Genomic DNA, 25,376 nt, shown 5'->3' on the forward strand with positions numbered 1-25,376 from the left:
CCACCCACTCGCGACTCCTCGGGGTACACGCATGCCTGGATCACGTCCGCACGCCCAGACCTGGCCCGCTCTGTTCGCCGAGCAGGTGCGCCGCGCGCCCCAGGCCGTCGCGCTCGTGCTGGAGGACGAGGAGCTCACCTACGCAGAGCTGGACGCCAGGGCGAACCGGCTGGCGCACCTGCTCACCGCCCACGGCGCCGGCCCGGAGCAGGTGGTGGCGCTGGCGATACCGAGATCGATCGACATGATCGTCGCGCAGGTCGCGGTGCTGAAGTCCGGCGCCGCGTACCTGCCCGTCGACGCCGACCACCCGGCCGACCGCATCGCGTACATGCTGACCGACGCCGCACCCGCGGTGCTGGTCACGACGGTCGAGGTGGCGGCGGACCTGCCGGCGGCGACCCCGCAGATCGCGCTCGACTCGCCGGAGGTGGTGGCGGCGCTGACCGCCGCGCCCGAGACGGACCCGCTCCCCGCACTGGCGGTCCACAACGCCGCGTACGTCATCTACACCTCCGGCTCGACGGGCCGCCCCAAGGGTGTGGTGCTGTCCCACACCGGCGTGGCCAAGCTCCTGGCGACGCAGGTGGAGCGGTTCGGCATCGGTCCGCACAGCCGGGTGCTGCAGTTCGCCTCGCCGAGCTTCGACGTCGCGTTCTGGGACCTGTGCCTGGGACTGCTCTCGGGCGGGCGGCTGGTCGTCGTGCCCACCGAGCGTCGCGTGCCGGGCGCGGAGCTCACCGAGTACGCGCACCGCCACGGCATCACGTTCATGATCCTGCCGCCCACCCTGCTCGCGGCGATGCCCGCCGGACTGACGTTGCCACCTGCCACGCTGCTGGCCGGCACGGAGCGGGTGGCCCCCGAGCTGGTGGCGCGGTGGGGGCGCGGCCGGCGCATGTTCAACGCGTACGGCCCGACCGAGGCCACGGTCAACTCCACGCTCGGCGAGGCCCATCCCGACCGGTTGCGCGGTACGTCGGTGCCGATCGGCGTGGCCGACCCCATGACCACCGCCCACGTGCTCGACGCGAGGTTGCGCCCGGTGGCCGACGGGCAGGAGGGCGAGCTCTACCTGGGTGGGCCCGGCCTCGCACGGGGCTACCTCGGACGGCCTGGGCTTACCGCGGAGCGGTTCGTCGCCGATCCCTGGACGGCGGGGGAGCGCCTCTACCGCACCGGTGACGTCGTTCGCCGCGACGACCAGGGCGACCTGCACTTCCTGGGCCGGGTCGACGACCAGGTCAAGATCCGCGGCCACCGCATCGAGCCCGGTGAGATCGAGTCGGTCGTCCGGGCGCACGAGTCCGTGGCGCAGGCGTCGGTGCAGGTCCGGGAGGACCAGCGGGGGGAGCGGCGGCTCGTCGCCTATGTCGTGCCGCGGCTCGACGGGCCACGCCAGGCCAGGGTGGACGACTGGAAGGACGTCCACGAGCTGCTCTACAGCGCGGACCGGGAGGACTTCGCGGGCTGGAACTCCACCTACGACGGCGCCCCGATCCCGCGCGAGGACATGCGGGCCTGGCGCGCCGCCACCGTGGCGCGCATCCGGGAGCTGGCGCCGCGGCGGGTGCTGGAGATCGGCGTCGGCAGCGGCCTGATCCTCTCGGAGGTGGCTCCCACCTGCGAGTACTACGTCGGAACGGATCTGTCCGAGGAGGCGATCGACGCACTGGGCCGCCGCGTCGCGGCGTTTCCGGAGCTGGCCGGGCGGGTGGAGCTGGCCGCGCGACCGGCGGACGACCTCGACGGTCTTCCCGGCGGGCTCTTCGACACCATCGTGATCAACTCGGTGGTGCAGTACTTCCCCGGCGCCGACTACCTCACGGGCGTGCTGCGCCGCGCCGTCGAGCTGCTGGCCCCCGGTGGTGCCGTGTTCGTCGGCGACGTCCGGCACGCCGGCCTGCTGCGGACCTTCCGCGCCGGGGTGGAGCAGGCCCGCAGCGGGAAGGTCGACCGTCTCGCTCTCGATTCCGCCGTTGCGTGGGAGGGTGAGCTGCTGTGTGAGCCCGACTTCTTCGTGGGTCTGTCGGCGGAGATCCCACGGCTCGCAGCGGTCGACCTGTGGCTCAAGCGCGCCATCGCGCACGACGAGCTGAGCCGCTACCGCTACGACGTCGTCCTGCGAGCGGACGAGCCGGCGGTCGGCTCGGCGCCGGACGAACGGGCGTGGCAGAGCCTCCCGGCGCTCGAGGCGTCCCTGGAGAACGATGCTCCCGCCGCACTGCGGGTCACCGGAGTGCCCAACGCCCGGCTGCGGCCCGACCTCGCCGTGCTGGCCACAGTGGACGGTGGGCCCGCACCGGAAGCCGGCGTCGACCCCGAGGACGTGCACGCGCTCGGCGAGCGCCTCGGCTACCGGGTGGCCACCACCTGGACGGCCGGGGCGGGCGACGGCCGGTTCGACGCGCTGCTGTATCGGCCGGGCGTGTCGGCGGGTCCGGCCTACCGGCCCGGTGCCACCGCCGCACCGCCGGCGAACGTGCCGGCCCCGTTCCGTGACATCGCCACGCTGCGCAGGGACCTGCGGGCGCACCTCGCCGCCCGGCTGCCCGAGTACATGGTGCCCGCCGTCGTCGCGCTGCCGGCACTTCCGGTGCTCACGAGCGGGAAGATCGACCGCTCCGCGCTGCCCGTGCCCGACCTGGCCGCGCAGGTCACCGGGCACAAGCCGCGCACGGCCCGTGAGGAGCTGCTGACCGCGCTGTTCGCCGAGGTGCTCGACGTGCCGGGTATCGGCGTGGACGACGACTTCTTCGCGTTCGGCGGCGACAGCATCATCTCGATCCAGCTCGTCGGGCGGGCGCGTGCGGCGGGCCTGACCGTGACACCGCGACAGGTGTTCACCCACCGCACCGTGGCCGAGCTGGCCCCGGTCGTCGAGGTGCGCGACGACGCCGGGCGTGACGACGCCGTGCCGGCGACCGGTCCGCTCGTCGAGCTGCCCAGCACCCACCCGCTGGCCGCCGCCGCCGACGTCTGGCCGGTCTCGCCGCTGCAGGAGGGCTTCTTCTTCCATGCCTCCCTCGACGGTGACGGCCCTGACGTCTACCTGATCCAGGAGGTCCTTCACCTCGCCGCTGCCGGGCGGACGACGATCGATGCGAGCGCGCTGCGGGCCGCCGCCCAGGACCTGCTGCACGCGCACCCGCAGCTACGCGCCGGGTTCGGCCAGCTCGCCGACGGGCGGGTCGTTCAGGCGGTGGCCGCGCGGGTCACGCTGCCCTGGCAGGAGGTGGATCTGTCCGGGCTGCCCGCCGACCGCCAGGCCGAGCGCCTCGACGAGCTGCTGGCCGCCGACCGCGCCCGCCGCTTCGACCTCGCGCGGCCACCGCTGCTGCGGATGACGGTGGTGCACCTCGGCGGCGGCGCCGCGCGGCTGGTGCTGACGTTCCAGCACATCGTGATCGACGGCTGGTCGGTGGTGGTGCTGATCCGCGACCTGCTGGAGCGCTACGGCCGCCGGGTGTCGGGCACCGACGGCACCCAGTCGGACGGCGCCCACTCGGACGGGGTGCTGTCCGACCGGGCCGCGATGGACAGGCATCGGGACTGGTTCCGGTGGCTCACCGGTCGCGACGCCGCTCCCGCGCGCGCTGCCTGGCAGGCGGAGCTGGCAGGGCTCGACGGTCCGACACACCTGGTGCCTGCGATCGCGCCGACCGGTGCTCCTGCCGGCGGGCCGCACGCCCAGCTCGCCGCCGTGCTGGACGAGAAGGTCACCGCCGCGCTCGTCGAGGGTGGGCGGGCACACGGGATCACGCTCGGCACCGTGGTGCACGGGGCGTGGGGGCTGCTGCTCGGGCAGCTCACCGGTCAGCGTGACGTGCTGTTCGGCAGCACCGTGTCGGGCCGCGACGCCGCCGTCGACGGGATCGAGTCGGCCGTCGGCCTGTTCATCAACACCCTGCCCGTGCGCCTGCGCTGGCTGCCGGGCGACCCGCTGTCCGACGTCCTGCGCCGGCTGCAGGACGCACAGACCGGGCTGCTCGACCATCAGCAGATCGGCCTCGGCGAGCTGCAACGCGCCGCGGGCCTACCCGATCTGTTCGACACCCTCGTCGTGGTCGAGAACTACCCGCGCGCGCAGGCGGCGGCGGCCGGACTGCATGTCGAAGGCGTCGACGTGCTCGACGCCGTGCACTTCCCGGTCGCGCTGATCGTCGACGCCGGAGAGCGACTGCGCCTCACGCTCAAGTACGACGCGGGCCGCGTGCCGGCAGCGGTCGCGGAGCTCGTCTCCGGCCAGCTGCGCCGGGTGCTCACGGCGATGGCGGCGGACCTCGGTTCGAGCGTGGCATCACTGCCGCTCGGTGCGGCACCGGAGCAGGCCGATACGAGCCATGCCGTGCCGTCCGCCACGCTGCTCGACCTGATCGAGGCCCAGGCGGCCCGCACCCCGGACGCGACCGCCGTGGTCGACGAGCGCACGGAGCTGACCTACACGCAGCTGTGCGAACGGGCCCGGGGTCTCGCGGGCAGGCTGGCCGCGCGCGGTGCGGGGCCCGACCGCGTGGTCGCGGTGGCGGTGCCGCGCTCGGCGGAGCTCATGGTGGCCCTGCTCGGCGTGCTGGGGGCGGGCGCGGCCTACCTGCCGGTCGATCCGGACCATCCCGCCGACCGCATCGCGGCGACGCTCGACGATGCGGGCGTCGACACGGTGGTCACTCTCGACGGTGCTCCGCTGGCAGGAGTCGCCGCGGTGGCCGTCGACGGTGCCGGGCCGGTGGCCCCCGTCCGGCGCGCCACCCCTGACCAGGCCGCATACCTGATCTACACCTCCGGCTCCACCGGGCGGCCCAAGGGCGTGGTCGTCACCCACCGCGCGATCGTGAACCGGTTGGCGTGGATGCAGCACGAGTACGGCCTCGACGCCGACGACCGGGTGCTGCAGAAGACGCCGGCCACGTTCGACGTGTCGGTGTGGGAGTTCTTCTGGGCGCTGTGCGAGGGCGCCGCCGTGGTGCTCGCCCGCCCGGACGGACACCGTGACCCGGCCTACCTCGCCGGGCTCGTCCGTGACGCGCGGATCACCACGATGCACTTCGTGCCCTCGATGCTGACGGCATTTCTCGCCGCCGACCTGGACAGCGACCCCGGTCCGGGCTGGTCGGCGAGCCTGCGGCGGGTGTTCAGCAGTGGCGAGGCCCTGCCCGGAGACGCCGCACGGCGCTGGCACACGCTCACCGGCACCCCGCTTCACAACCTCTACGGCCCGACCGAAGCGGCCGTCGACGTCACCTTCCACCCGTGTGCCGACGAGGACGGTGTGTCCGTCCCCATCGGAGCACCGGTGTGGAACACCCGGCTGCACGTGCTGGACGGCTGCCTGCGCCCGGTGCCCGACGGCGTGACCGGCGAGCTGTACCTGGCAGGCGTCCAGCTGGCGCGCGGGTACCACGCGCGGCCGGGGCTGACCGCGGACCGGTTCGTCGCCGACCCGTGGCAGGTCGGCGGCCGGATGTATCGCACCGGCGACCTGGTGCGCAGGCTGCCCGACGGGGAACTCGAGTACCTCGGGCGTTCCGACTTCCAGGTCAAGATCCGCGGCAACCGGATCGAGCCGGGTGAGATCGAGGCCGCACTCGTCGCGCATCCGGAGGTGGCCCGAGCCGCGGTGATCGCCCGCCGGGACAGCGCGGCGACCGTGCTCGTCGCCTACGTGGTGCCGGCGGCGGGACGCCGGCCGGAGGCCGACGCGCTGCGCACCCACCTGGCCGCCGCGCTGCCCGAGCCGATGGTGCCCTCGGCGTTCGTGCTGCTCGACGATCTGCCGGTCACCCGGAGCGGCAAGCTCGACCGGGCAGCACTCCCCGCCCCGGCCGCACCGCGGTCGGGCACCCCGTCGCGGGAACCGGCCACCACGGCGGAGCGCGTGCTGTGTGCCGTGTTCGCCGACGTGCTCGGGCTGGAGCGGGCCGGTGTCGACGACGACTTCTTCCGCTTCGGCGGCGACAGCATCTCCTCGATCAGCGTGTCCAGCCGCGCCCGTCGGGCCGGGCTGGCCGTCGGGCCGCGCGACGTCTTCACCGGCCGCACCCCGGCAGGCATCGCTGCTCTGCTCGGCGACGAGGAACCGGCGACGGCCACCCCGGGTGAGCTCGCGGGCCTGTCGGATACCGAGCTCGCGCAGGTCGCCCGGATCAGCCCGGTGCCGGTGGCCGAGGTCTGGCCGCTGTCGCCGCTGCAGGACGGCCTGTTCTTCCACGCCGGGTTCGACTCCGGCGCGGGGGACGCCTACACCGTGCAGGAGGCCGTCGATCTCGACCACCGCGTGGACATCGACCGCCTCCGTGAGGCCTGCGCTGCGGTGCTCGCCGCCCACGCGAGCATCCGCGCCGGGTTCACCAGCGACGGGCTCCCCGGGCCGGTGCAGTTCATCGCCGAGCGGCTCGACCCTCCGGTCACCGAGATCGACCTGTCCACGGTGCCCCCCGCCGAGCGCGCCGCCCGCCTGGAGGAGGTCATGGCGGCCGACCGCGCCCGCCGCTTCGACCTGGCGAGCCCACCGCTGTTCCGGCTGCTCGTGGTGCGCCTCGGTGACGTCGACCGGCTCGTGGTCAACCGGCACCTCCTGCTCTGGGACGGCTGGTCCGCGTGGCTGTTCCTGACCGCGCTGCTCACCCACTACGCGGGTGAGTCCGCGGCTTTGCCCGCGCCGGGTTCCTATGCCGACTACCTCGCCTGGCTCGCCGGGCAGGACCCCGCCCGTGGTGCCGCGGCGTGGCGTGCCGCGCTTGCGGACCTGGCCGAACCCACCCTCGTCGACCCCGCCGCGACGACCACCACCCGGCCGCCCCGGGTGGTGGACACCGTGTTGCCCGCCGACACCGGCGACCGGCTGCGTGGCCTCGCGCACCGGCACGGCCTCACGGCCAACACCGTGTTCTCCACGGCGTGGGGGCTCGCGCTCGCCGCCGCCGTCGGCCGCACCGACGTCGTGTTCGGCACGGCCGTCGCCGGCCGCCCGGCGCAGGTGCCCGGCATCGAGGACACCATCGGTCTGTTCCTCAACACGGTCCCCGCACGCATGTCGTTCCGTCCCGAGGAGCCGGTGCTCGACCTGCTTCGCCGTGTGCAGGACGAGCGCCTGGCGCTCTCGGAGCACGAGAGCATGGGACTCGGGATCATCCAGCGCGAGTCCGGGCACCGCAGGCTGTTCGACACGCTGTTCGTGATGCGCGGGGCCGACGACGCGCAGCGCACGGCCCTGCGCCGCTTCGGCGTCACCGGTCTGTCCAACGTGGACGCCACGCACTACCCGCTGAACCTGGTCGTCACGCCGGGGGAGCGGTTCGAGGTGATGATCTCCCACCGTCCGGACGTCGTCGCGCCGGACATCGCCGACGCCCACCTCGCACGGTTCACCCGGATCCTCGAGCAGCTGCTCGACGACCCGTCCACGCCCGTCGCGCGGGTCGACGCGCTGCTGCCCACCGAACGGGCGGACCGCACGCCCCTGCCCGAGCTGCCGACCACCGAGACCGTCGCGGACCTGCTCGCGGCGCAGGCCGCCCGCACACCCGACGCCATCGCACTCGTGGCGGGCCGGGAGCGGCTGACCTACGCCGAGCTCGACGCTGCGATCGACCGCACCGCGCGGCTGTTGCTCGCCCGTGGGGCCGGCCCGGAGCGGCTCGTCGCGCTGGCGCTGCCTCGCTCCACGGAGATGGTGGTGGCGCTCTTCGCGGTGCTCCGCACGGGGGCCGCCTACCTGCCGCTGGAGCTCGACCACCCCACCGAGCGCCTCGTCGACATCCTCCTCGACGCCGACCCGACCTGCATGCTCACCACCTCGCGCACAGCCGCGGCACTGGCGGCGGCGGGGGTCCCCGCGGTGGTCCTCGACGACCCCGCGGTGCTGGCGGAGCGCGCCGCGTTGCCCGCCGGGCCGCTGCGCGACGACGAGCTGGGCGCGTTCGCGCGCTCGCGGGAAGGACGTCTGGAGCACCCCGCCTACGTGATCTTCACGTCCGGTTCGACGGGCCGGCCGAAGGGCGTCGTCACGCCCTACCGCGGCCTGACCAACATGCAGCTCAACCACCGCGCCGAGATCTTCGACCCCGCGGTCGCACTGGCCGGCGGGAGGCGGCTGCGGATCGCCCACACCGTGTCGTTCGCCTTCGACATGTCGTGGGAGGAGCTGCTGTGGCTCGTCGAGGGCCACGAGGTGCACGTGTGCGACGAGGAGCTGCGCCGTGACGCCGCCGCCCTGGTCGCCTACTGCGACACCCACGCCGTCGACGTCGTCAACGTGACACCCACCTACGCACACCACCTGTTCGACGCGGGCCTGCTCGACGACGCCGACGACCGGGCAGGCGCGCACCGGCCGCCGCTCGTGCTGCTCGGCGGCGAGGCCGTCTCCGACGCGGTGTGGAACCGGCTGCGCGACACGAGCGACACCACCGGCTACAACCTCTACGGCCCCACCGAGTACACGATCAACACCTTGGGCGGCGGCACCGACGACAGCGCCACCCCCACCGTCGGGCGCCCGATCCGGGCCACCCGTGCTCACGTGCTCGACGCCTGGCTGCGGCCGGTGCCCGACGGTGTACCCGGCGAGCTCTACATCGCCGGCATCGGGCTCGCCCGCGGTTACCTGAACCGTACGGCGCTCACCGCGGAGCGGTTCGTGGCCGACCCCTGGAGCCCCGGGGAGCGCATGTACCGCACGGGCGACCTGGTGCGCCGCCGTCCCGACGGGATCATCGACTTCCTCGGCCGCACCGACGACCAGGTCAAGATCCGCGGCTACCGGGTGGAGCTGGGCGAGGTCGCTGCCGCGCTCGACGAGCACCCGGGGGTGGCCCGCTGCGCCGTGGTCGCGGTGGCCGATGCCGCTGCGGGCGCCGGGACGAAGAAGCTGGTGGGCTACGTCGTACCCGCGCCGCTGGACGACACGGTGCGCGCGGCGGTCGAGGCCGAGCAGGTCGCGGAGTGGGAGGAGGTCTACTCCGACGAGTACACCGAGATCCCCACCGTGGTCGGCGGCGACGACTACGGCGACAGGGAGTTCGCCGGCTGGGACTCCAGCTACGACGGTGACCCGATCCCGGTCGCGGAGATGGGGGAGTGGCGCGAGGCGACCGTCGAGCGGATTCGCGAGCTGGCACCGCGGTGCGTTCTGGAGATCGGTGTCGGCACCGGTCTGCTGATGGGCAGGCTAGCGCCGGACTGCGAATCCTACTGGGCCACCGACCTGGCGGCGCCGGTGATCGCGAAGCTGCGCGCGGACGTCGCGGCCGATCCCGATCGGTTCGCCGGCGTCGAACTGCTGGCCCGCCCGGCGCACGACCTGAGGGGCCTGCCGGAGGGGTTCTTCGACACCGTCGTGATCAACTCGGTCGTCCAGTACTTCCCCAGTGCCGACTATCTGGCCCGCGTGGTCCGCGGTGCGCTGGAGCTGGTGGTGCCCGGCGGGGCGGTGTTCGTCGGCGACGTGCGCCACCTCGGCCTGCTGCCGACGTTGCGGACGGCCATCGAGCTGGGCCGCGACGGATCCGAGGATGCCGGAGCCGTGACGCGCACCGTCGAACGCGCGGTCGCGATGGAGAAGGAACTGCTGCTCGCGCCGGAGTTCTTCGACGATCTTGCGGCACAGGTGCCGGGCACGGCGGTCTCGATCCGCACCCGGCGGGGCCGCGCGCACAACGAGCTGACCCGCCACCGCTACGACGCGGTGCTGCACCGCGAGCCGACCGACGCACGGCCGGTGGCCGACGCGCCGACACTGCTGTGGGGACTCCAGATCGGCGATCTCGACGGTCTCGCCGATCACCTGCGCAGCCACCGGCCCGAGCTGCTGCGCGTCGCGCGGATCCCCGACGTCCGCGTGGCCGGAGAGCGCGCCGCCCTGCGTGCGCTGGCCGACGGAGAGACCGTGGCCCGGGCCCGGACCAGGCTGGTCAGCACCGCGGCGGAGGCCGTCGAGCAGGAGGACGTGCACGCGCTGGCCGCGGAGCTGGGCTACCGGGTGGCGGTCACGTGGTCGGGTGTCGGCGCCGTGGACGCCGTGTTCTTCCGTGGACCGGGAACACCGGTCGGGACGTACGTGGCAGGCGAGACCGACGCACCCCTTGCCAACGACCCCGCCTCGGCCCGTCGAGCCGGGGCGCTGGTGGCCGACGTCCGTGCTGCATTGGCGCAGCGGCTGCCCGACTACATGGTGCCCTCGGCGCTGGTCCCGGTGGCCGATCTTCCGCTCACCGCCAACGGCAAGCTCGACGTCGCCGCGCTGCCCGACCCGGAGCCGACGGTCCGGCGCTCCACGAGCAGGCCCCCGGAGAACGAGACGGAGGCGACCCTCCGCACGTTGTATAGCGAGGTGCTCGGGCTGCCGGGTGTCGGCGTGGAGGACGACTTCTTCGACCTCGGTGGGCACTCGCTGCTCGCCACCCGCCTGATCAGCCGGGCCCGCACCGCGCTCGGGGCGGAGCTGGCGATCCGGGACCTGTTCGAAGCGCGCACGCCCGCGCTCCTGGCCCTGCGTGCCGTCGTGTCGGCGCCCGCGCGGCCGCCGCTGCGGGCAGGCGCGCGGCCCGCACTCGTCCCGCTGGCTCCCGCACAGGCCAGGCTGTGGCTGCTCGACCGCCTCGACGCGGGCCGCAACACGGCCTACAACTATCCGCTCGTCGTGCGGCTCACGGGCGACCTCGACATCGCGGCCCTGCGGGCTGCCGTGATCGACGTCGTGACCCGCCACGAGTCGCTGCGCACCGTCGTGGAGGACCGTGACGGCACGCCGTACCAGCGGATCCTCGACGACCCGCAGCCCGAGGTCGCTGTCGTGGCCGCGGCGGAAGCGCAGCTCCCGGAGCTGGTCGCCGACCTGACCGGGCGCCCGTTCGACCTCGGTGCGGACCTACCGCTGCGCGTCACGGTCGTCGAGCTTCCGCAGTCCGAAGACATCACCGCCATGGCGGTCGAGCACGTGCTGGTCCTCGTGCTGCACCACATCGCCACCGACGAATGGTCCGACCGCCCACTGCTGGCCGACCTCGACACCGCCTATGCGGCTCGTGCGGCCGGCTCGCCGCCCGGCTGGCTGCCGCTTGCCGTGCAGTACGCCGACCACACCGTGTGGCAGCAGCTCCTCCTCGGCGATCCCGATGACGAGACGAGCACCGCGGCCGCCCAGCTCGCGTTCTGGGCGCGGGCCCTGCACGGGATGCCCGACGAGATCGCGCTCCCGCTACCCCGCCCGCGGCCCCGCATGCGGGACGGTTCCGGGGCGCAGGTGCGTGCCGAGCTGCCTGCCGGCACCGCCGACGCGCTCCGCTCGCTGTGCACGCGCACCGGCACCAGCATGTCGATGCTCACCCACGCAGCGACGGCCGCCTGGCTGCACCGGCTCGGCGGCGGTGACGACATCCCGCTCGGGGTGCCCGTCGCCGGACGCGCCGACGCTGCTCTCGACGACCTCGTCGGCTTCTTCGTCAACACGGTGGTGCTGCGCAGCGACCTCGCGGGCGATCCCACCTTCACCGAGCTGCTGGCGCGCACCCGGGAGACCGACCTCGCGGCGTTCGACCACCAGGACGTCCCGTTCGACCTCGTGGTGGAGGCGCTGAACCCGCCGCGGGAGGCCGGTCGCAACCCGCTCTTCCAGGTGATGAGCGGCTACCACCGCCTCGCCGACCACGGTGGCACGCGGCTCGGGCTGCCCGCCCGGTGGTTCGCGCTGCCCACCACCCACGCGAAGTTCGATCTGCACGTCACGGTCGTCGACCACGCGGACGGCGCGGTCACCGTGCTGCTCGACCACGCGCTCGACCGCGTCGACGGCACCGGCGCCGAGCTGCTGCTCGCGCGGCTCGTCGGGCTGCTGGAGCAGGTGGCGGCCGACCCGGACCGCCCGATCGGCACCATCGAGATGCTCACGCCCGCCGAGCGGGCCACGGTGCTCGATCCCGGCACCGCTCATCCGGTGCCCGACCGCACGCTGCCGCAGCTGTTCGTCGAGCAGGTGGACCGCACCCCGGACGCCGTCGCCGTGCTGGCCGACGGCACAGCGCTGACCTACGCCGAGCTGGACGCCCTGGTCGGCCGCTGGGCCCGGCTGCTGCGCGATCGCGGCGTCGGACCGGGCTCGGTGGTCGGCGTGGCGTTGCCGCGATCCGCCGAGCTGGTCGTCGCGCTGCACGCCGTGCACCAGGCGGGCGCCGCGTACCTGCCGCTCGACACCACTTACCCGCCCGAGCGCCTCCGGTTCATGCTCGACGACGCCCGGCCTGCGGTGGTCCTCGCCGCCTCCGACGTGCCCGGCGCACTGCGGATCGACACCGCGGCCTTCGCCGCCGAGCTGGAGAGCCACCCGTCCGGGCGCCTGCGCGCGCACGAGCGCCCCTCCGGCCACGGGGCCGGGAGCCCGGCCTATGTCATCTACACGTCGGGCTCGAGCGGGCGGCCCAAGGGCGTGGTCGTGCCGCAGTCGGGGATCGTCAACAGGCTGGCCTGGATGCAGGACACCTACGGCATCGGTGCCGACGACCGGGTGCTGCAGAAGACCCCGTCGAGCTTCGACGTCTCGGTGTGGGAGTTCTTCTGGCCCCTGCTCGCCGGGGCGACGCTGGTGCTCGCCCGTCCCGACGGCCATCGGGACCCGGCCTACCTGACGGAGACCATCCGCCGCGAGCGGATCACCACCGTCCACTTCGTCCCGTCGATGCTCGCGGAGTTCCTCGCCGACCCTGCCGCGGGCGACTGCACCGGCCTGCGCCGCGTGATCTGCAGCGGAGAGGCGCTGCCCGCCGAGCTGGCGACCCGGTTCCACACCCTTCTGCCGGGAGTCCGGCTGGACAACCTCTACGGGCCCACGGAGGCGTCGGTGGACGTCACCTGGCACCAGAGCGACGGGGCCGCCCCCGGCGCGACCGTCCCCATCGGAGCACCGGTGTGGAACACGCGCACGCTGGTGCTCGACGCGCGGCTTTCGCCCGTGCCGGACGGCGTCGTGGGAGAGCTCTATCTCGCGGGAAGCCAGCTCGCCCACGGCTACCTCGGACGCCCGGGGCTCACCGCCGAGCGGTTCGTGGCGGATCCCTGGTCGCCGGGTGAGCGGCTGTACCGCACCGGTGACCTGGCCCGCTGGGTCGGGCCGGTTCTGGAGTACCGGGGTCGGGCCGACGACCAGGTGAAGCTGCGCGGGTTCCGCGTCGAACTCGGCGAGATCGAGGCCGGGCTGCTCGCCGCCGACTCGGTGGCCCAGGCCGCGGTGGTGCTGCGCGAGGACCGGCCCGGCGATCAGCGTCTCGTCGGCTACGTGGTGCCGTCCCACGGCGCCACGACGGACCCGGAGCACCTGCGGCAGTTCCTCGCGGCCAGGTTGCCCGAACACATGGTGCCGGGAGCGATCCTCGAACTGGACGCGCTGCCGCTGAGCCCGAGCGGCAAGCTCGACCGCCGCGCACTGCCCGCGCCCCCGACGGCCCGGCCGTCGGCGGGCGGGGAACCGCGCACCCCGACCGAGCGGGTCCTGGCGGCGATCGTCGTCGACGTGCTCGGCGTGGAGCGGGTCGGCGTCCACGACAGCTTCTTCGGCCTGGGCGGCCACTCGTTGCTCGCGATGCGCCTGATCGCGCGTGCGCGCACGCAGCTGGGCGCGGCGCTCCCGTTGCGTGCGGTGTTCGACCACCCGACGGTCGAGGGCCTGGCAGCTGTGATCGACACCGGGGCGGACACCGAATCTCCACGGCCCCGGCTCATCCGTGCGTCCCGGACCGCGCCGCTCCCACTGTCGTTCGCCCAGCAGCGCATGTGGGCGTTGTTCCAGGTCGAGGGCCCGAGCCCCACCTACAACATCCCCACGGCGTGGCGGCTCACCGGAGGGCTCGACGTCGGAGCCCTGCGAGAGGCGCTCACCGACCTCGTCACCCGGCACGAGGCGCTCCGCACCGTGATCGCCGAGCACGACGGCGCGGCGACCCAGGTCGTTCTCGAGCCGGCTCCGGTGCCGCTGGTGGTCGAACCGGTCGACGAGGACGGCCTCCCCGCCCGGCTGGCCGCTGCCGCCGAGCACGCATTCGCCCTCGACGCCGAGATCCCGCTGCGCGCCACGCTGTACCGGCTGCGCGAGAACGAGCACGTCCTGCTGCTGGTGGTGAACCACATCGCCGCCGACGAGTGGTCGGCGCGGCCGCTGCTCCAGGACCTGCGCTCCGCCTACGCGTCGCGGCTTGCCGGGCACGCCCCGGAGCAGGCAGCGCTCCCCGTCCAGTACGCGGACTTCGCCCACTGGCAGCGCACGCTGCTCGGCGACCGCACCGACCCGGCAAGCCTCGCCGCTCGCCAGCTCACGTACTGGCGTGCGGCCCTGGTCGACCTTCCCGACGAGCTCGTCCTGCCCGCCGACCGTGCCCGGCCCGCCGAGAGCGACCACCGCGGCGGTCTGGTGACCTTCACCCTGGACGCCGGTATCGAGGCGGGTCTGCGGGAGCTGGCCCGCTCCGCCGACGTCAGCATGTTCATGCTGGTGCAGGCCGCCGTCGCCGCGTTGCTGACGCGGTTGGGCGCGGGCACCGACATCCCGTTGGGCAGCCCCATCGCCGGCCGTTCCGAGGACGAGCTCGACGACCTCGTCGGGTTCTTCCTCAACACCCTCGTGCTGCGCACCGACACCTCCGGCAACCCCACGTTCCGCACGTTGCTCGCCAGGGTCCGCGAGACCGACCTGGCCGCGTTCTCCCATCAGGACGTGCCGTTCGAGCAGGTGGTGGAGCACCTCAATCCGCCACGCTCGCTGGCGCGGCACCCGCTGTTCCAGGTGATGGTCGTGTACCTGCCCGCCGCGGGCGCCGCATCACGCCTCGGGCTCGCCGGGCTGAGCGACCGGCCCGAAGTCGTGGAGCAGCGCACGGCGAAGTTCGACCTCTCGTTCGACCTCGTGGAGGAGGACGACGGCCTGAGCGGCGCGGTCGAGTACCGGGCCGACATGTTCGACCGCGCCACGGCCGAGGCGCTCGCGCAGCGGCTGCAGCGGATGTTGGCCGCGGTCGTGGCGGCCCCCGACCGGCCCATCCACGACATCGACATCCTGGACGCGGGCGAGCGCGACCGGCTCCTGCACGAGTGGGCCACCGGATCCCCTGTAGACGCGCCGCCGATCGTGCAGGTGTTCGCCGACACGGTGGCGGCACGCCCCGATGCCACCGCGTTGGTCACCGGCGAGCGGAACTGGAGCTTCGCCGAGCTCGACGCGTTCAGCGCCCGGCTCGCGCGGGTGCTGCGCGGCCACGGCGCCGGACCTGAGCAGATCGTGGCGCTCGCGCTGCCCCGCGCGTGGATGGTGCCCGCTGTTCTGGGTGTCCTCCGCTCGGGCGCGGCGTACCTGCCGCTCGACGAGACCGCCCCACCCGAGCGCACCGCGCTGGTGCTGAGCGAGGCCGCGCCCACGCTGGTGCTGACCACGAGCGCCGCCGAGGGTGTGCCCGACCTGCAACGCGTGCACGTCGACGACCTGCCCGACCCCGCGCCTGTCGATCTGCCCGCACCGCATCCGGCACAGGCCGCGTACGTGATCCACACCTCCGGCTCCACCGGCCGCCCCAAGGGCGTCACCGGCACCCACGGCGCCCTGGCCGCGCTGCTCGACGGGCACCGCTCGACGCTCATGGACCGAAGCGGCGAGCGGCTGCGGGTGCTGCACGCGGCCTCGTTCACCTTCGATGCGTCCTGGGACCCGATGCTGTGGCTCCTGGCGGGCCACGAGCTGCACGTCGTCGACGACCACACGGAGCCGGTGGCGTTCGTGCAGCGGGTGAGCGAGCAGCGGATCGACGTCCTCGACCTGACCCCGGCCTACCTGCGTGAGCTGTTCGCCCACGGGCTCCTGACCACCGGCGCCCATCGGCCCTCCGTGGTCGTCGTCGGCGGCGAGGCGATCGACGACGTGCTGTGGCGGCGGTTGTGCGCCACCGGCGTCACCGTGCACGACCTGTACGGGCCCACCGAGACCACAGTGGACGCGTACGGCTGGCACGGCGACGTCGACGGCGGCCGCCTGCCGTACCGGCTGGCCGGAGTGCGCAGCCTGGTCCTCGACGATGCGCTCGCTCCCGTGCCGCCCGGTGTCGTCGGCGAGCTGTACGTGGCAGGCACGGGAGTGTCGCGCGGTTACCTCCGCCGCCCCGGCCTCACCGCGGAGCGGTTCGTCGCCGATCCCTGGACACCGGGGGAGCGGATGTACCGCACCGGCGACCGGGCCACGTGGACCCGCGACGGAGTGCTGCGCATCCTCGGCCGGGTCGACGACCAGGTGAAGCTGCGCGGCTTCCGTATCGAGCTCGGCGAGGTCGAGACGGCGCTGGCGGGGCACCCGGGTGTGGCGTCCGCGGCCGCCGTGGTTCGCGAGGACGTCCCCGGTGTGCGACGGCTCGTCGGCTACGTCGTGGCCGCCGGTACCGGCCCGGTCGACCCGGAGCAGGTGCGCCGGCACGCCGCCCGCCTGCTTCCTGCCCACATGGTGCCGGTCGCCGTCGTCGTGCTGGACGCGCTGCCGCGCACCACCGCCGGCAAGCTCGCCCGCGCCGCGCTCCCGGCGCCGGACCTGGCCGCCGCCGTCTCCGCGGGCCGCCCGCGCACCCCCCGCGAGGAGGTGCTCTGCGCCGTGCTGGCGGACGTGCTCGGTCTGGAACGGGTCGGCGTGGACGATGACTTCTTCGCGCTCGGCGGCGACAGCATCGTCGGTATGCAGCTCGTCGGGCGGGCCCGTGCCGCCGGGCTGGTGATCACCGCCCGCGACGTGTTCCGGCACCGCAGCGCGGCGGGGCTGGCCGCCGTGGCCGGGGTGCGGCCGGACATCGTGCCTGCCGACGGCTCGTCCGGTCTCACCCTCGTCGAGCTCACCGGCGACGAGGCCGCCGAGGTGTCCGCTGTGGCGCCCGACCTGGTCGACGTGCTCCCGCTCGCCCCGCTGCAGGCAGGGTTGCTGTTCCACGCCGCCATGGAGCTGGGTACGAGCACGGACGTCTACACCGTCCAGTTCTCCCTCGACATCGACGGGCCGATCGACACCGATCGCCTGCGCCGCTGCATCGACGCGTTGCTGGTGCGGCACCCGCAGCTGCGGGCGTCCTTCCGGTATCTGCGCTCCGGTCGTCCCGTCGCGCTCGTCCACCGCGCCGGCCCCGTGCCGTGGCGTGAGCTGGACCTGCGGGATCGGCCCGACCTCGATGAGGTCTGGGAGCAGGAGTGCGCGCACGAACGCCGCCGCTTCGACCCGGCCGACGCGCCGTTGCTGCGCGCGGTGCTGGTGCGCACCGGCGACCAGCAGCACCGGTTGCTGATCTCGCACCATCACCTGCTGCTCGACGGTTGGTCGACCGCGCCCCTGCTCGCCGACCTCGCCGCTCTCTACGACCACGACGGGAATCCCGCCGCGGTGCCTGTCCCCGCGTCCTACCGTGACTACCTCGGCTGGCTCGCCGCCCGCGACCGTGGTGCAGCGCAGGGTGCCTGGGCAGCGCAGCTGGCCGGGATCACGGAGCCGACGAGGCTCGCGCCCGCCGCCCCGGCCCGCGACCCGATGACCCCACGCCGGCACACCGTGCACACGACGAGGGAGCTCACCGCGCGTCTCGTGGAGCTGGCCCGCGCGCGCGGTCTCACGCTGAACACGCTGGTGCAGGGTGCGTGGGCGGTGCTGCTCGGTCGCCTGACGGGCCGCGACGACGTGGTGTTCGGTGCCACCGTCGCCGAGCGCCCGCCCGAGCTCGACGGCGTGGAGACCATGGTCGGGCTGTTCATCAACACGGTTCCGGTGCGCACCCGCATCCGTCCGGCAGAAGCGTTCGGCGCTCTGCTCGCCCGCATCCAGGACGATGCAGCGGCGCTGCTGGAGCACCAGCACCTGGGCCTGACCGAGATCACCCGGCAGGCCGGGATCGGTGAGCTGTTCGACACGCTCGTGGTGTTCGAGAGCTATCCCGGCGGCGATCCCGAGCTGGGTGCATCGGACGGTGTGCGCGTTCGTGAGCGCGACAGCGTCGACGCCACCCACTACCCGCTGACCTGGGAGGTGGAGGCGCTCGGCGAGAGCATCGTGGCCGAGCAGATCCGGCTCACCGTGGAGTACCGGCCCGACCTGTTCGACGACGTGACGGCCGCGCGGCTGGGCAGCGGCATGCTCGCGCTGCTCACGGCTCTGGCCGACGATCCCGATCGCCCGGTCGGCAGCGTCGGCGTCCTCGACGAGGCCGAGCAGCACCGGGTGCTCGTGACCTGGAACGACACCGCACGGGACGTGGAACCGGCCACCGTCGCCTCGCTGTTCGCGGCGCAGGCGGCGGCCACACCCGACGCACCCGCGCTCGCCTCGACCGGCATCGCATGGTCGTTCGCGCAGCTGGCCGATCGCGTGAACCGCCTCGCTCGGCTGCTCGTTGCGCACGGCGCCGGCCCCGAGCAGCTCGTGGCCGTAGCGCTGCCCCGCACCGCGGAGGCGATCGCCGCCATCCTCGCGGTGCACACCGCGGGCGCGGCCTACGTGCCGCTCGACCCGGCGTACCCGATGCAACGCCTGCGCGATGTCCTCGCCGATGCCGCGCCCCTGCTGGTCCTGGCGGACTCCGGAGTCGATCTGCCCGAGGGCGGGCCGCCGCGGTTGGACCTGGACGTCCTCGATCTCGGCGGCTGGTCGGGTGCCCCCCTCTCCGACGCCGACCGGACTGCGCCCCTGCTGCCGGAGCACCCTGCCTACGTGATCCACACCTCGGGCTCGACGGGGCGGCCGAAGGGCGTGGTCGTGCCGCACCGCGGGCTGGTCAACCTGTTCGCGAGCCACCGCGCCCAGGTGCACCTCCCGGCGCGGGAGAGCACCGGACGCCGCCATCTGCGGGTGGCGCACGCCTGGTCGTTCGCGTTCGACGCCTCGTGGCAGCCGCAGCTGTGGCTGCTGGACGGCCACTGCGTGCACGTCGTGACCGAGGAGGTCCGCGCCGATCCCCACCAGTTCGTGGAGCTGCTGCGCGCTGTCGACTTCGTCGAGCTCAGCCCGTCGCACCTCGCGCAGCTCGCCGACCTGGGACTGTTCGACGGGCAACGCTGCCCGCTCGCCGTCGTCGGGTTCGGCGGCGAGGCCGTCGGCGAGACGCTGTGGGAACGGCTGCGGGGCCTGCACGGCACCGCGGCGTTCAACTTCTACGGACCCACCGAGTCCACGGTGGACGCGCTGGTGGCGAGCGTCGCGGATGCGCAGCGACCGGTGATCGGGCGCCCGGTGGCGAACACCCGCGCCTACGTCCTCGACGCCGGTCTGTGCCCGGTGCCACCGGGGGTCGCGGGAGAGCTCTACCTCGCCGGCGCAGGGCTCGCCCGTGGTTATCTCGGCCGGCCAGGCGCCACGGCCGAGCGGTTCGTCGCCGACCCGTGGTACCCGGGCGAGCGCATGTACCGCACCGGCGACCTCGCCCGCTTCGACGAGGCGGGCATCCTGGCCTACGGCGGGCGTGCCGACGACCAGGTCAAGATCCGGGGCCACCGGGTGGAGCCCGGCGAGGTCGAGGCCGCGCTGGAACGCCACCCCGGCGTCGGACGCGCGGTCGTGACGGTGCCGGCGGGCAGCCGCGGCACGCTCGTCGCGCACGTCGAGGCGGCCGCGGAGGCCACCGGGCCGCTCGAACCGGGCGAGCTGCGCTCGTACGTTGCCTCGTCCCTGCCGGAGCACATGGTGCCGGCCGCGGTCGTGGTGCTCGACCGCTTGCCGCTGCTCGCCAACGGCAAGCTCGACCGCGCCTCGCTGCGCGCGCCCGACCTGGCCGCGCAGGTGTCGGACCGGGAACCACGCACCGCTTCGGAGACGGCGCTGTGCCGGGCCGTCGCCGAGGTGCTGGAGCTGCCACGGATCGGTGTCGACGACGACTTCTTCGCCTTCGGCGGCGACAGCATTCTCGCGATGGCACTGGTCGGGCGCGCGCGTGCCGCAGGGCTGCGGGTCACGCCGCGGCAGGTGTTCACACACCGCACTGTCGCCGCTCTGGCGGAGGTCGCGAGCGCCCTCGAGGAGCTTCCGTCCCCCTCCCCCGTGACGGACGACGGCTCGGGAACGGTCCCGCTCACCCCGGTCATGCACGAGTTGCGTGAGCTCGGCGGGCCCTTCGCCCGCTACCACCAGGTGGCGCTGCTCAGCACCCCGTTCGAGCTCGACAGGGGAGCGCTCGTCGCGATGATCCGGGCACTCGCCGAGCACCACGACCTGCTCCGTGCCCGCCTCGTGCGCTCCGCGGAGGGGAACCACTGGTCGTTGCACGTCCCGGCGCCTGCCGATGTGGACGCCGCGCAGTGGGTGCACCGCGTCGACGTCGCGGGCCTCGACCTCGACGCCCGCGCTGCGGTGATCACGGCCGAGACGGAGCGAGCCAGGGACCGGCTCGACCCGGACGGCGGGGTGATGGTGCAGGTCGTCTGGTTCGACGCGGGACGTGGTGATCCCGGCCGGCTGCTGCTGTGCCTGCACCACCTCGTGGTCGACGGTGTCTCGTGGCGGATCCTGCCGCTGGACCTGGCAGCGGCCTGGAGCGGGCTGCGAGCGGGCGGCCCGGCCACACTGCCGGACGCGGGCACCTCGTTCCGGCGCTGGGCCACCGCGCTCACGGCATCAGCGGCCGGGCGGGCCGCCGAGCTGCCGGTGTGGACGTCGATGCTGCGAGACAGCTCGCCGCTGCCGTTGCACCGGCCGCTCGACCGCACCGTCGACACGGTCGGGACCCAGCAGGACCTGCGGGTGGTGCTCCCCAGGGAGGTGACCGAGCCCCTGCTCGGGCCGGCGCCCGCGGCGTACGGCGCCGGCGTCGACGACGTTCTGCTCGCCGCACTCGCGCTGGCCGTCGGCGACTGGCGACGCCGCCACGGCGGTGCCGCGGGCAACGCCGTCCTCGTCGACGTCGAGGGCCACGGCCGTGCGGAGGAGCTCCTCGACGGTGCGGAGCTGTCCCGGACCGTCGGCTGGTTCACGAGCGTCCACCCGCTGTGTCCCGACACCGGCGACATCGATCTCGACACCGCCGCCGGCGACCCGTCGGCCGCGGCGCGCGCCGTGGATCGCGTCCGTGAGCATCGAGCCACGGTGCCCGACGGAGGTATCGGCTACGGGCTGCTGCGTCACCTCGACCCGGCCACGGCGCCGGTGCTGGCGGGCCTGCCGGCACCGCAGATCGAGTTCAACTACCTGGGCCGGTTCGGATACACCCGATCCGGGTCGGAGGAGGAGTGGGCGGCCGTCTCGGGCGAGGAGGAGGCGGCGGAGGTGTCGATGGACGACGGCATGCCGCTCGGGCACGCCCTGAGCGTCACCGCGATGGCGCAGGACCTGCCCGGCGGCCCGCAGCTCGTCGTGCACTGGTCGTGGCCTGCGGGGGTGCTCGACGAGGAGGCCGTCGAGGATCTGGCACGCACCTGGTCCGGAGCGCTCAGCGCGCTGGTGCGCGCAGCGGGCTGACCGCTGACAAGGAAGAGCCCGACCCGGTGTCCGGGTCGGGCTCTCCCTCAGGTCGCGGACGGCGGTCAGCCGGCAGCGGTGAGCAGCGGCTCCGTGGGAACGACGGTGGCCGGGTTCTTGTCCGCGGCTGCGGCGAGCGCGGGCACGAAGTTGTCCAGGGTGTAGGGCAGGCTGAGCGGGCTGTCGTAGGCGAGCGCGGCGGCCCAGACGCCGTTCAGCTCATTGAGGAAGACCGCCCGCCCCTCCTTCACGTTGGCGAGGTCGCCGTAGAGCGGTTCGGCCGCGACAGCCTCCGCCGGGTCGGCCGTGCTCCCGACGATCACCGCGACGTCGGTGTCGAACATCCGGTAGTTCTCCTTGCTGATCCCGACGAAGTACGCCTCCTCCGGTGTGGCGAGGCCGTCGATCGCCGCCGGGATCGTGAACCCGAGCGACGTCATGAACCGGCCGCGCTGATCGGTGGAGGTGTACGCGCCCGGCTCACCGCCGAGACCGCCGTAGATGACGCTCTGGCCCGAGAACTCGGGGTGCGCAGCCTTGGCCGCCGCGATCTTGCCGCCCAGGTCCGTCGCCAGCGCGGCGGCCTTGGCCGACTGCCCCAACGCGGCACCGGTCTGGGTGAGCTGTTGCTCCCAGGACAGGGCGTAGTCCTCGGTGTCCGCAGGCGCGGTGACGGTCGGCGAGATCTTCGACAGCTTGTCGTACACCGACGGGTCGGAGGTGGCGTAGATGGACACGATCAGGTCCGGCTGCAACGCGGCGACGGCCTCGATGTTCACCGAGTCGATCGAGGCGACGACCTTCGGTGCCGAGGTGCCCACCGCCTCCTTCGCCCACGGCCCGATTCCGCCGGCGACCTCGGGATACCACTCGGCGACTCCGACGGGCTGGACCCCGAGCGCAAGGACGAAGTCCTGGTCGCGCAGGCCGACGGTGACGACCCTCTGCGGCGCGGCGGGGATCACCGCTGTGCCCATCTTGCCGGTCACGGCGACGGGGAACGTGTCGGTGGCGGACCCGCCGGGTGCGGCCGGCGCGCTCGGTGCGGCTGGTTGAGCCGGGGCGCCTCCGCAAGCGGCTGTCAGCGCAACCAGCGCCAGCACGGCCGCTGCGGCTCGCAGGACTCTCGAGTTCACGGTGCTGTCCCTCTCACGGCGATTTCTCCGGTTGTGGCGTGATCACGAGGACCTTAGCGGAGGTTAGGCTAGCCTCACATGTCACCCTGGAGACGATCACACCGGCACTGCGCGCAATGACAAGTTCCGATGCACGTGGTGGCCAGCTTGGGGTCGCACGTCGTGCTTGGCTGGGCCGTCCGCGGCATCAGCGCGGGTGCAGGGGCCATGACGTCTATCCGGCGGCTGGTAATGGACTCGGCACTGTGAGAGCCCTTTTGTCCTGAATTCCATGTATCACAGATTCGTCCGGCAAAGCTGGTGGGCGAATTACGTAGGGTGAAGTGGGTCGATGAACACACATCGGAGTGTGCGGACGAAGCCTCGCCGGAGCCTGGCGGCGCTGGGCCTCCTGCTCGCGCTGGCGCTGGTCGCCACGGCGTGCGGGTCCGATCTCGGTACCCAGGTGACCAGCGCGGCCGGGCTCGACACGTCGAAGCCGTTCGGCGGAGACCCGGCCACGGAGGGCACACCACAGCGGGGCGGCACGCTGATCGTCGGGATGTACACCGAGGCGAGGTCCTTCGACCCGACGATCGGGTCCAACCTCATGGCGTCGGCGATCTACGACTCGCTGCTCAAGATGGACAGCAAGGGCGTGCCACAACCATTGCTGGCCGAGTCGATGACCACGCCGGACGAGGGCACCACGTGGGTGCTGAAGCTCCGTCCGGGGGTGACCTTCCAGGACGGCACGCCGCTCGACGCCGATGCGGTGCTCTTCAACGTCGCGAGGCAGCGCGACATCCCGACCGCCCTCGGGCACCTCTACACCGAGCCCATCGACACGATGACCGCCACCGACAACCTGACGGTCACGTTCACGCTGAAGCGCCCGACCGGCTCCTTCCCCGTCTCGTTCGCGCTGCCGTTCTCCTCGGGCAACCTCGGCACGATCGCGTCGCCCGCCGCCGTGCAGAAGTGGGGCGAGGACTACGGGCGCCATCCCGTCGGCGCCGGTCCCTTCTCCTTCGTGGACTGGATCCCGAACAACAAGATCACGGTGAAGCGGTTCGACAACTACTGGGACAAGGGCAAGCCCTACCTCGACGGGATCGAGTTCCGGCCGCTGCCCGACACCGACAGCCGTTACGTGTCGGTGGTCAACGGGGACATCGACCTCGACATCGGTGGCTTCTTCAGCGAGGTCTCGCGGTCGTCGGCGAACAAGGATCTCGTGACGTACTACGGCGCAGGCGGCGACGGTCAGTTCCTCTACTTCAACCTGACCAAGGCGCCGCTCGACGACCGCCGCGTCCGGGAGGCCCTCATCCGGGCGATCGACCCGAAGGCCCTCAACGCCACCCAGTACGACAACGCAGGCCAGCTCGCGTCGACGGCATTCGCCGAGGGCGACCAGTACTACAGCCAGAAGGCGGCCGACAGCTACCCGAAGTTCGATGTCGAGAAGGCCAAGCAGTTGATCGCCGACTACAAGGCCACCGGTGGGAACCCGGACTTCACCTTCAACACCGGCAACTCGCCGGACGACCACCAGATGGCCCAGTTCCTGCAGGCGCAGTGGGCGGCGATCGGGGTGAACGTCACCCTGCAGTTCGACGACATCTCGACGTTCATCGGACCGGTCGTCCAGGGCACTCAGTTCGGCACCGCGACCTGGATCAGCGGGCCCTACGAGAACCCGTTCCCGTTCATGTTCAACCAGTTCTATACCGGCGGCATCAACAACTACGGCAAGTACTCCAACCCGCAGGTCGACGCCGCGCTCGACGAGGCCAAGAGCTCGACCGATCCGGCGGTGCAGGTCGCCGCCTACCAGAAGGCGCAGGAGCTCATCAACGCCGACCTGCCCGTGTTGTGGCTCTCCCGCGCGGCGAAGGCTGCGATCGCGCAGCCGGACGTGAAGGGTGTCTCCCGCTACCTGTCCAGCGAGCTCTTCTGGGCGGGCACCTGGAAGTCCTCGACGCCCTGATGTCCTTGTAGCTCCACCCGGTCAGCAGCAGCCGGCCGTCCCTCGGCCTCCCGAGGGGCGGTCGGTGACGGTGCCGGCCGCGGCGACCTCGGCCAGCCGCTCCTGCGACAGTTCGGCATCGCCGTAGGCGTCGTGCCAGTTCCACCACTCGTACGGCGGAGTCTGGGGATAGCCCTCGGGTGAGTCCTCCCACTCCTCCTGGCGTCCGAGTGCGGTGATGTCGAGATAGCTCCAGGTTCCGCCCATGGCCTCGTCGCCGCGGTTGTTGATGAAGTAGGTGCGGAACACGCTGTCGCCATCGCGGATGAACGCGTTGGTGCCGTGCCATTCGTCCACGCCGAAGTCGACGTCGAACTCGTCGGTCATCGTGTACCAGGGCATCGACCAGCCCATCCGCGCCTTCACGCGCGCGATGTCCGGCTGTGGCGCTCGCGAGGCGAAGGCGAGCGTGGTGTCACGGGCGTTCAGGTGGGCGACGTGAGCGACCTGATCGGCCACGAGAGAACAGCCGTCGCACGCATGGTCGGGCCAGCCGTGCACCCCGGGCTCGAAGAATGCGCGGTAGACGATCAGCTGGCGACGGCCCTCGAACAGGTCGAGCAGGCTTGCCCTGCCCTCGGGTCCGATGAACTCGTAGCGCTTCTCCACCGCCAGCCACGGCATCCGCCTGCGCTCCGCGGCCAGCGCGTCGCGGGCGCGGGTGATCTCCTTCTCCTTCACGAGCAACCGCTCGCGCGCCGCCTCCCACTCCTGAGGCGTGACGATCGGGGGCGTCTTCATCGCGAGTCCACCTTTCGGATCATGGGCGCGCTCGTGCGCTGACCGGTATTAC

4 protein-coding genes are annotated in these 25,376 nt (G+C 73.0%); 2 read left to right on the top strand and 2 right to left on the bottom strand.

The genetic code is table 11. The features are described from left to right. The first annotated feature begins 31 nt into the window (after positions 1-31). Entirely contained in the window at positions 32-21,436 is a 21,405-nt protein-coding gene (locus MMF94_RS12320) for a non-ribosomal peptide synthase/polyketide synthase (RefSeq protein ID WP_241036499.1), read from the top strand. A gap of 65 nt (positions 21,437-21,501) precedes the next feature. On the opposite strand, the gene MMF94_RS12325 is transcribed toward MMF94_RS12320, so the two are convergent. Continuing rightward, a complete protein-coding gene (locus MMF94_RS12325; RefSeq protein WP_241036500.1) occupies positions 21,502-22,572 on the bottom strand; it encodes an ABC transporter substrate-binding protein in 1,071 nt (356 codons plus the stop codon). A 349-nt stretch (positions 22,573-22,921) separates the two neighbouring features. Between MMF94_RS12325 and MMF94_RS12330 the strand changes: the two genes are divergently transcribed. Continuing rightward, positions 22,922-24,544 carry an ABC transporter substrate-binding protein gene (locus MMF94_RS12330; protein WP_241036501.1) on the top strand — a complete coding sequence of 541 codons (1,623 nt, stop codon included), beginning with the start codon at positions 22,922-22,924 and terminating at the stop codon, positions 24,542-24,544. 21 nt (positions 24,545-24,565) lie between these two features. Here MMF94_RS12330 and MMF94_RS12335 read toward each other — a convergent pair whose 3' ends face one another. Continuing rightward, positions 24,566-25,324 carry a DUF899 domain-containing protein gene (locus MMF94_RS12335; protein WP_241036502.1) on the bottom strand — a complete coding sequence of 253 codons (759 nt, stop codon included), beginning with the start codon at positions 25,322-25,324 and terminating at the stop codon, positions 24,566-24,568. Positions 25,325-25,376 lie beyond the last annotated feature (52 nt).

Origin of the sequence: Pseudonocardia alaniniphila (assembly GCF_022524485.1) — a bacterium.
Classification (GTDB): Bacteria; Actinomycetota; Actinomycetes; order Mycobacteriales; family Pseudonocardiaceae; genus Pseudonocardia; species Pseudonocardia alaniniphila.

Coding starts and splice junctions, on each gene's coding strand:
- MMF94_RS12320 (WP_241036499.1), top strand. CDS start 32: ATGCCTGGATCACGTCCGCACGCCCAGACCTGGCCCGCTCTGTTCGCC.
- MMF94_RS12335 (WP_241036502.1), bottom strand. CDS start 25,324: ATGAAGACGCCCCCGATCGTCACGCCTCAGGAGTGGGAGGCGGCGCGC.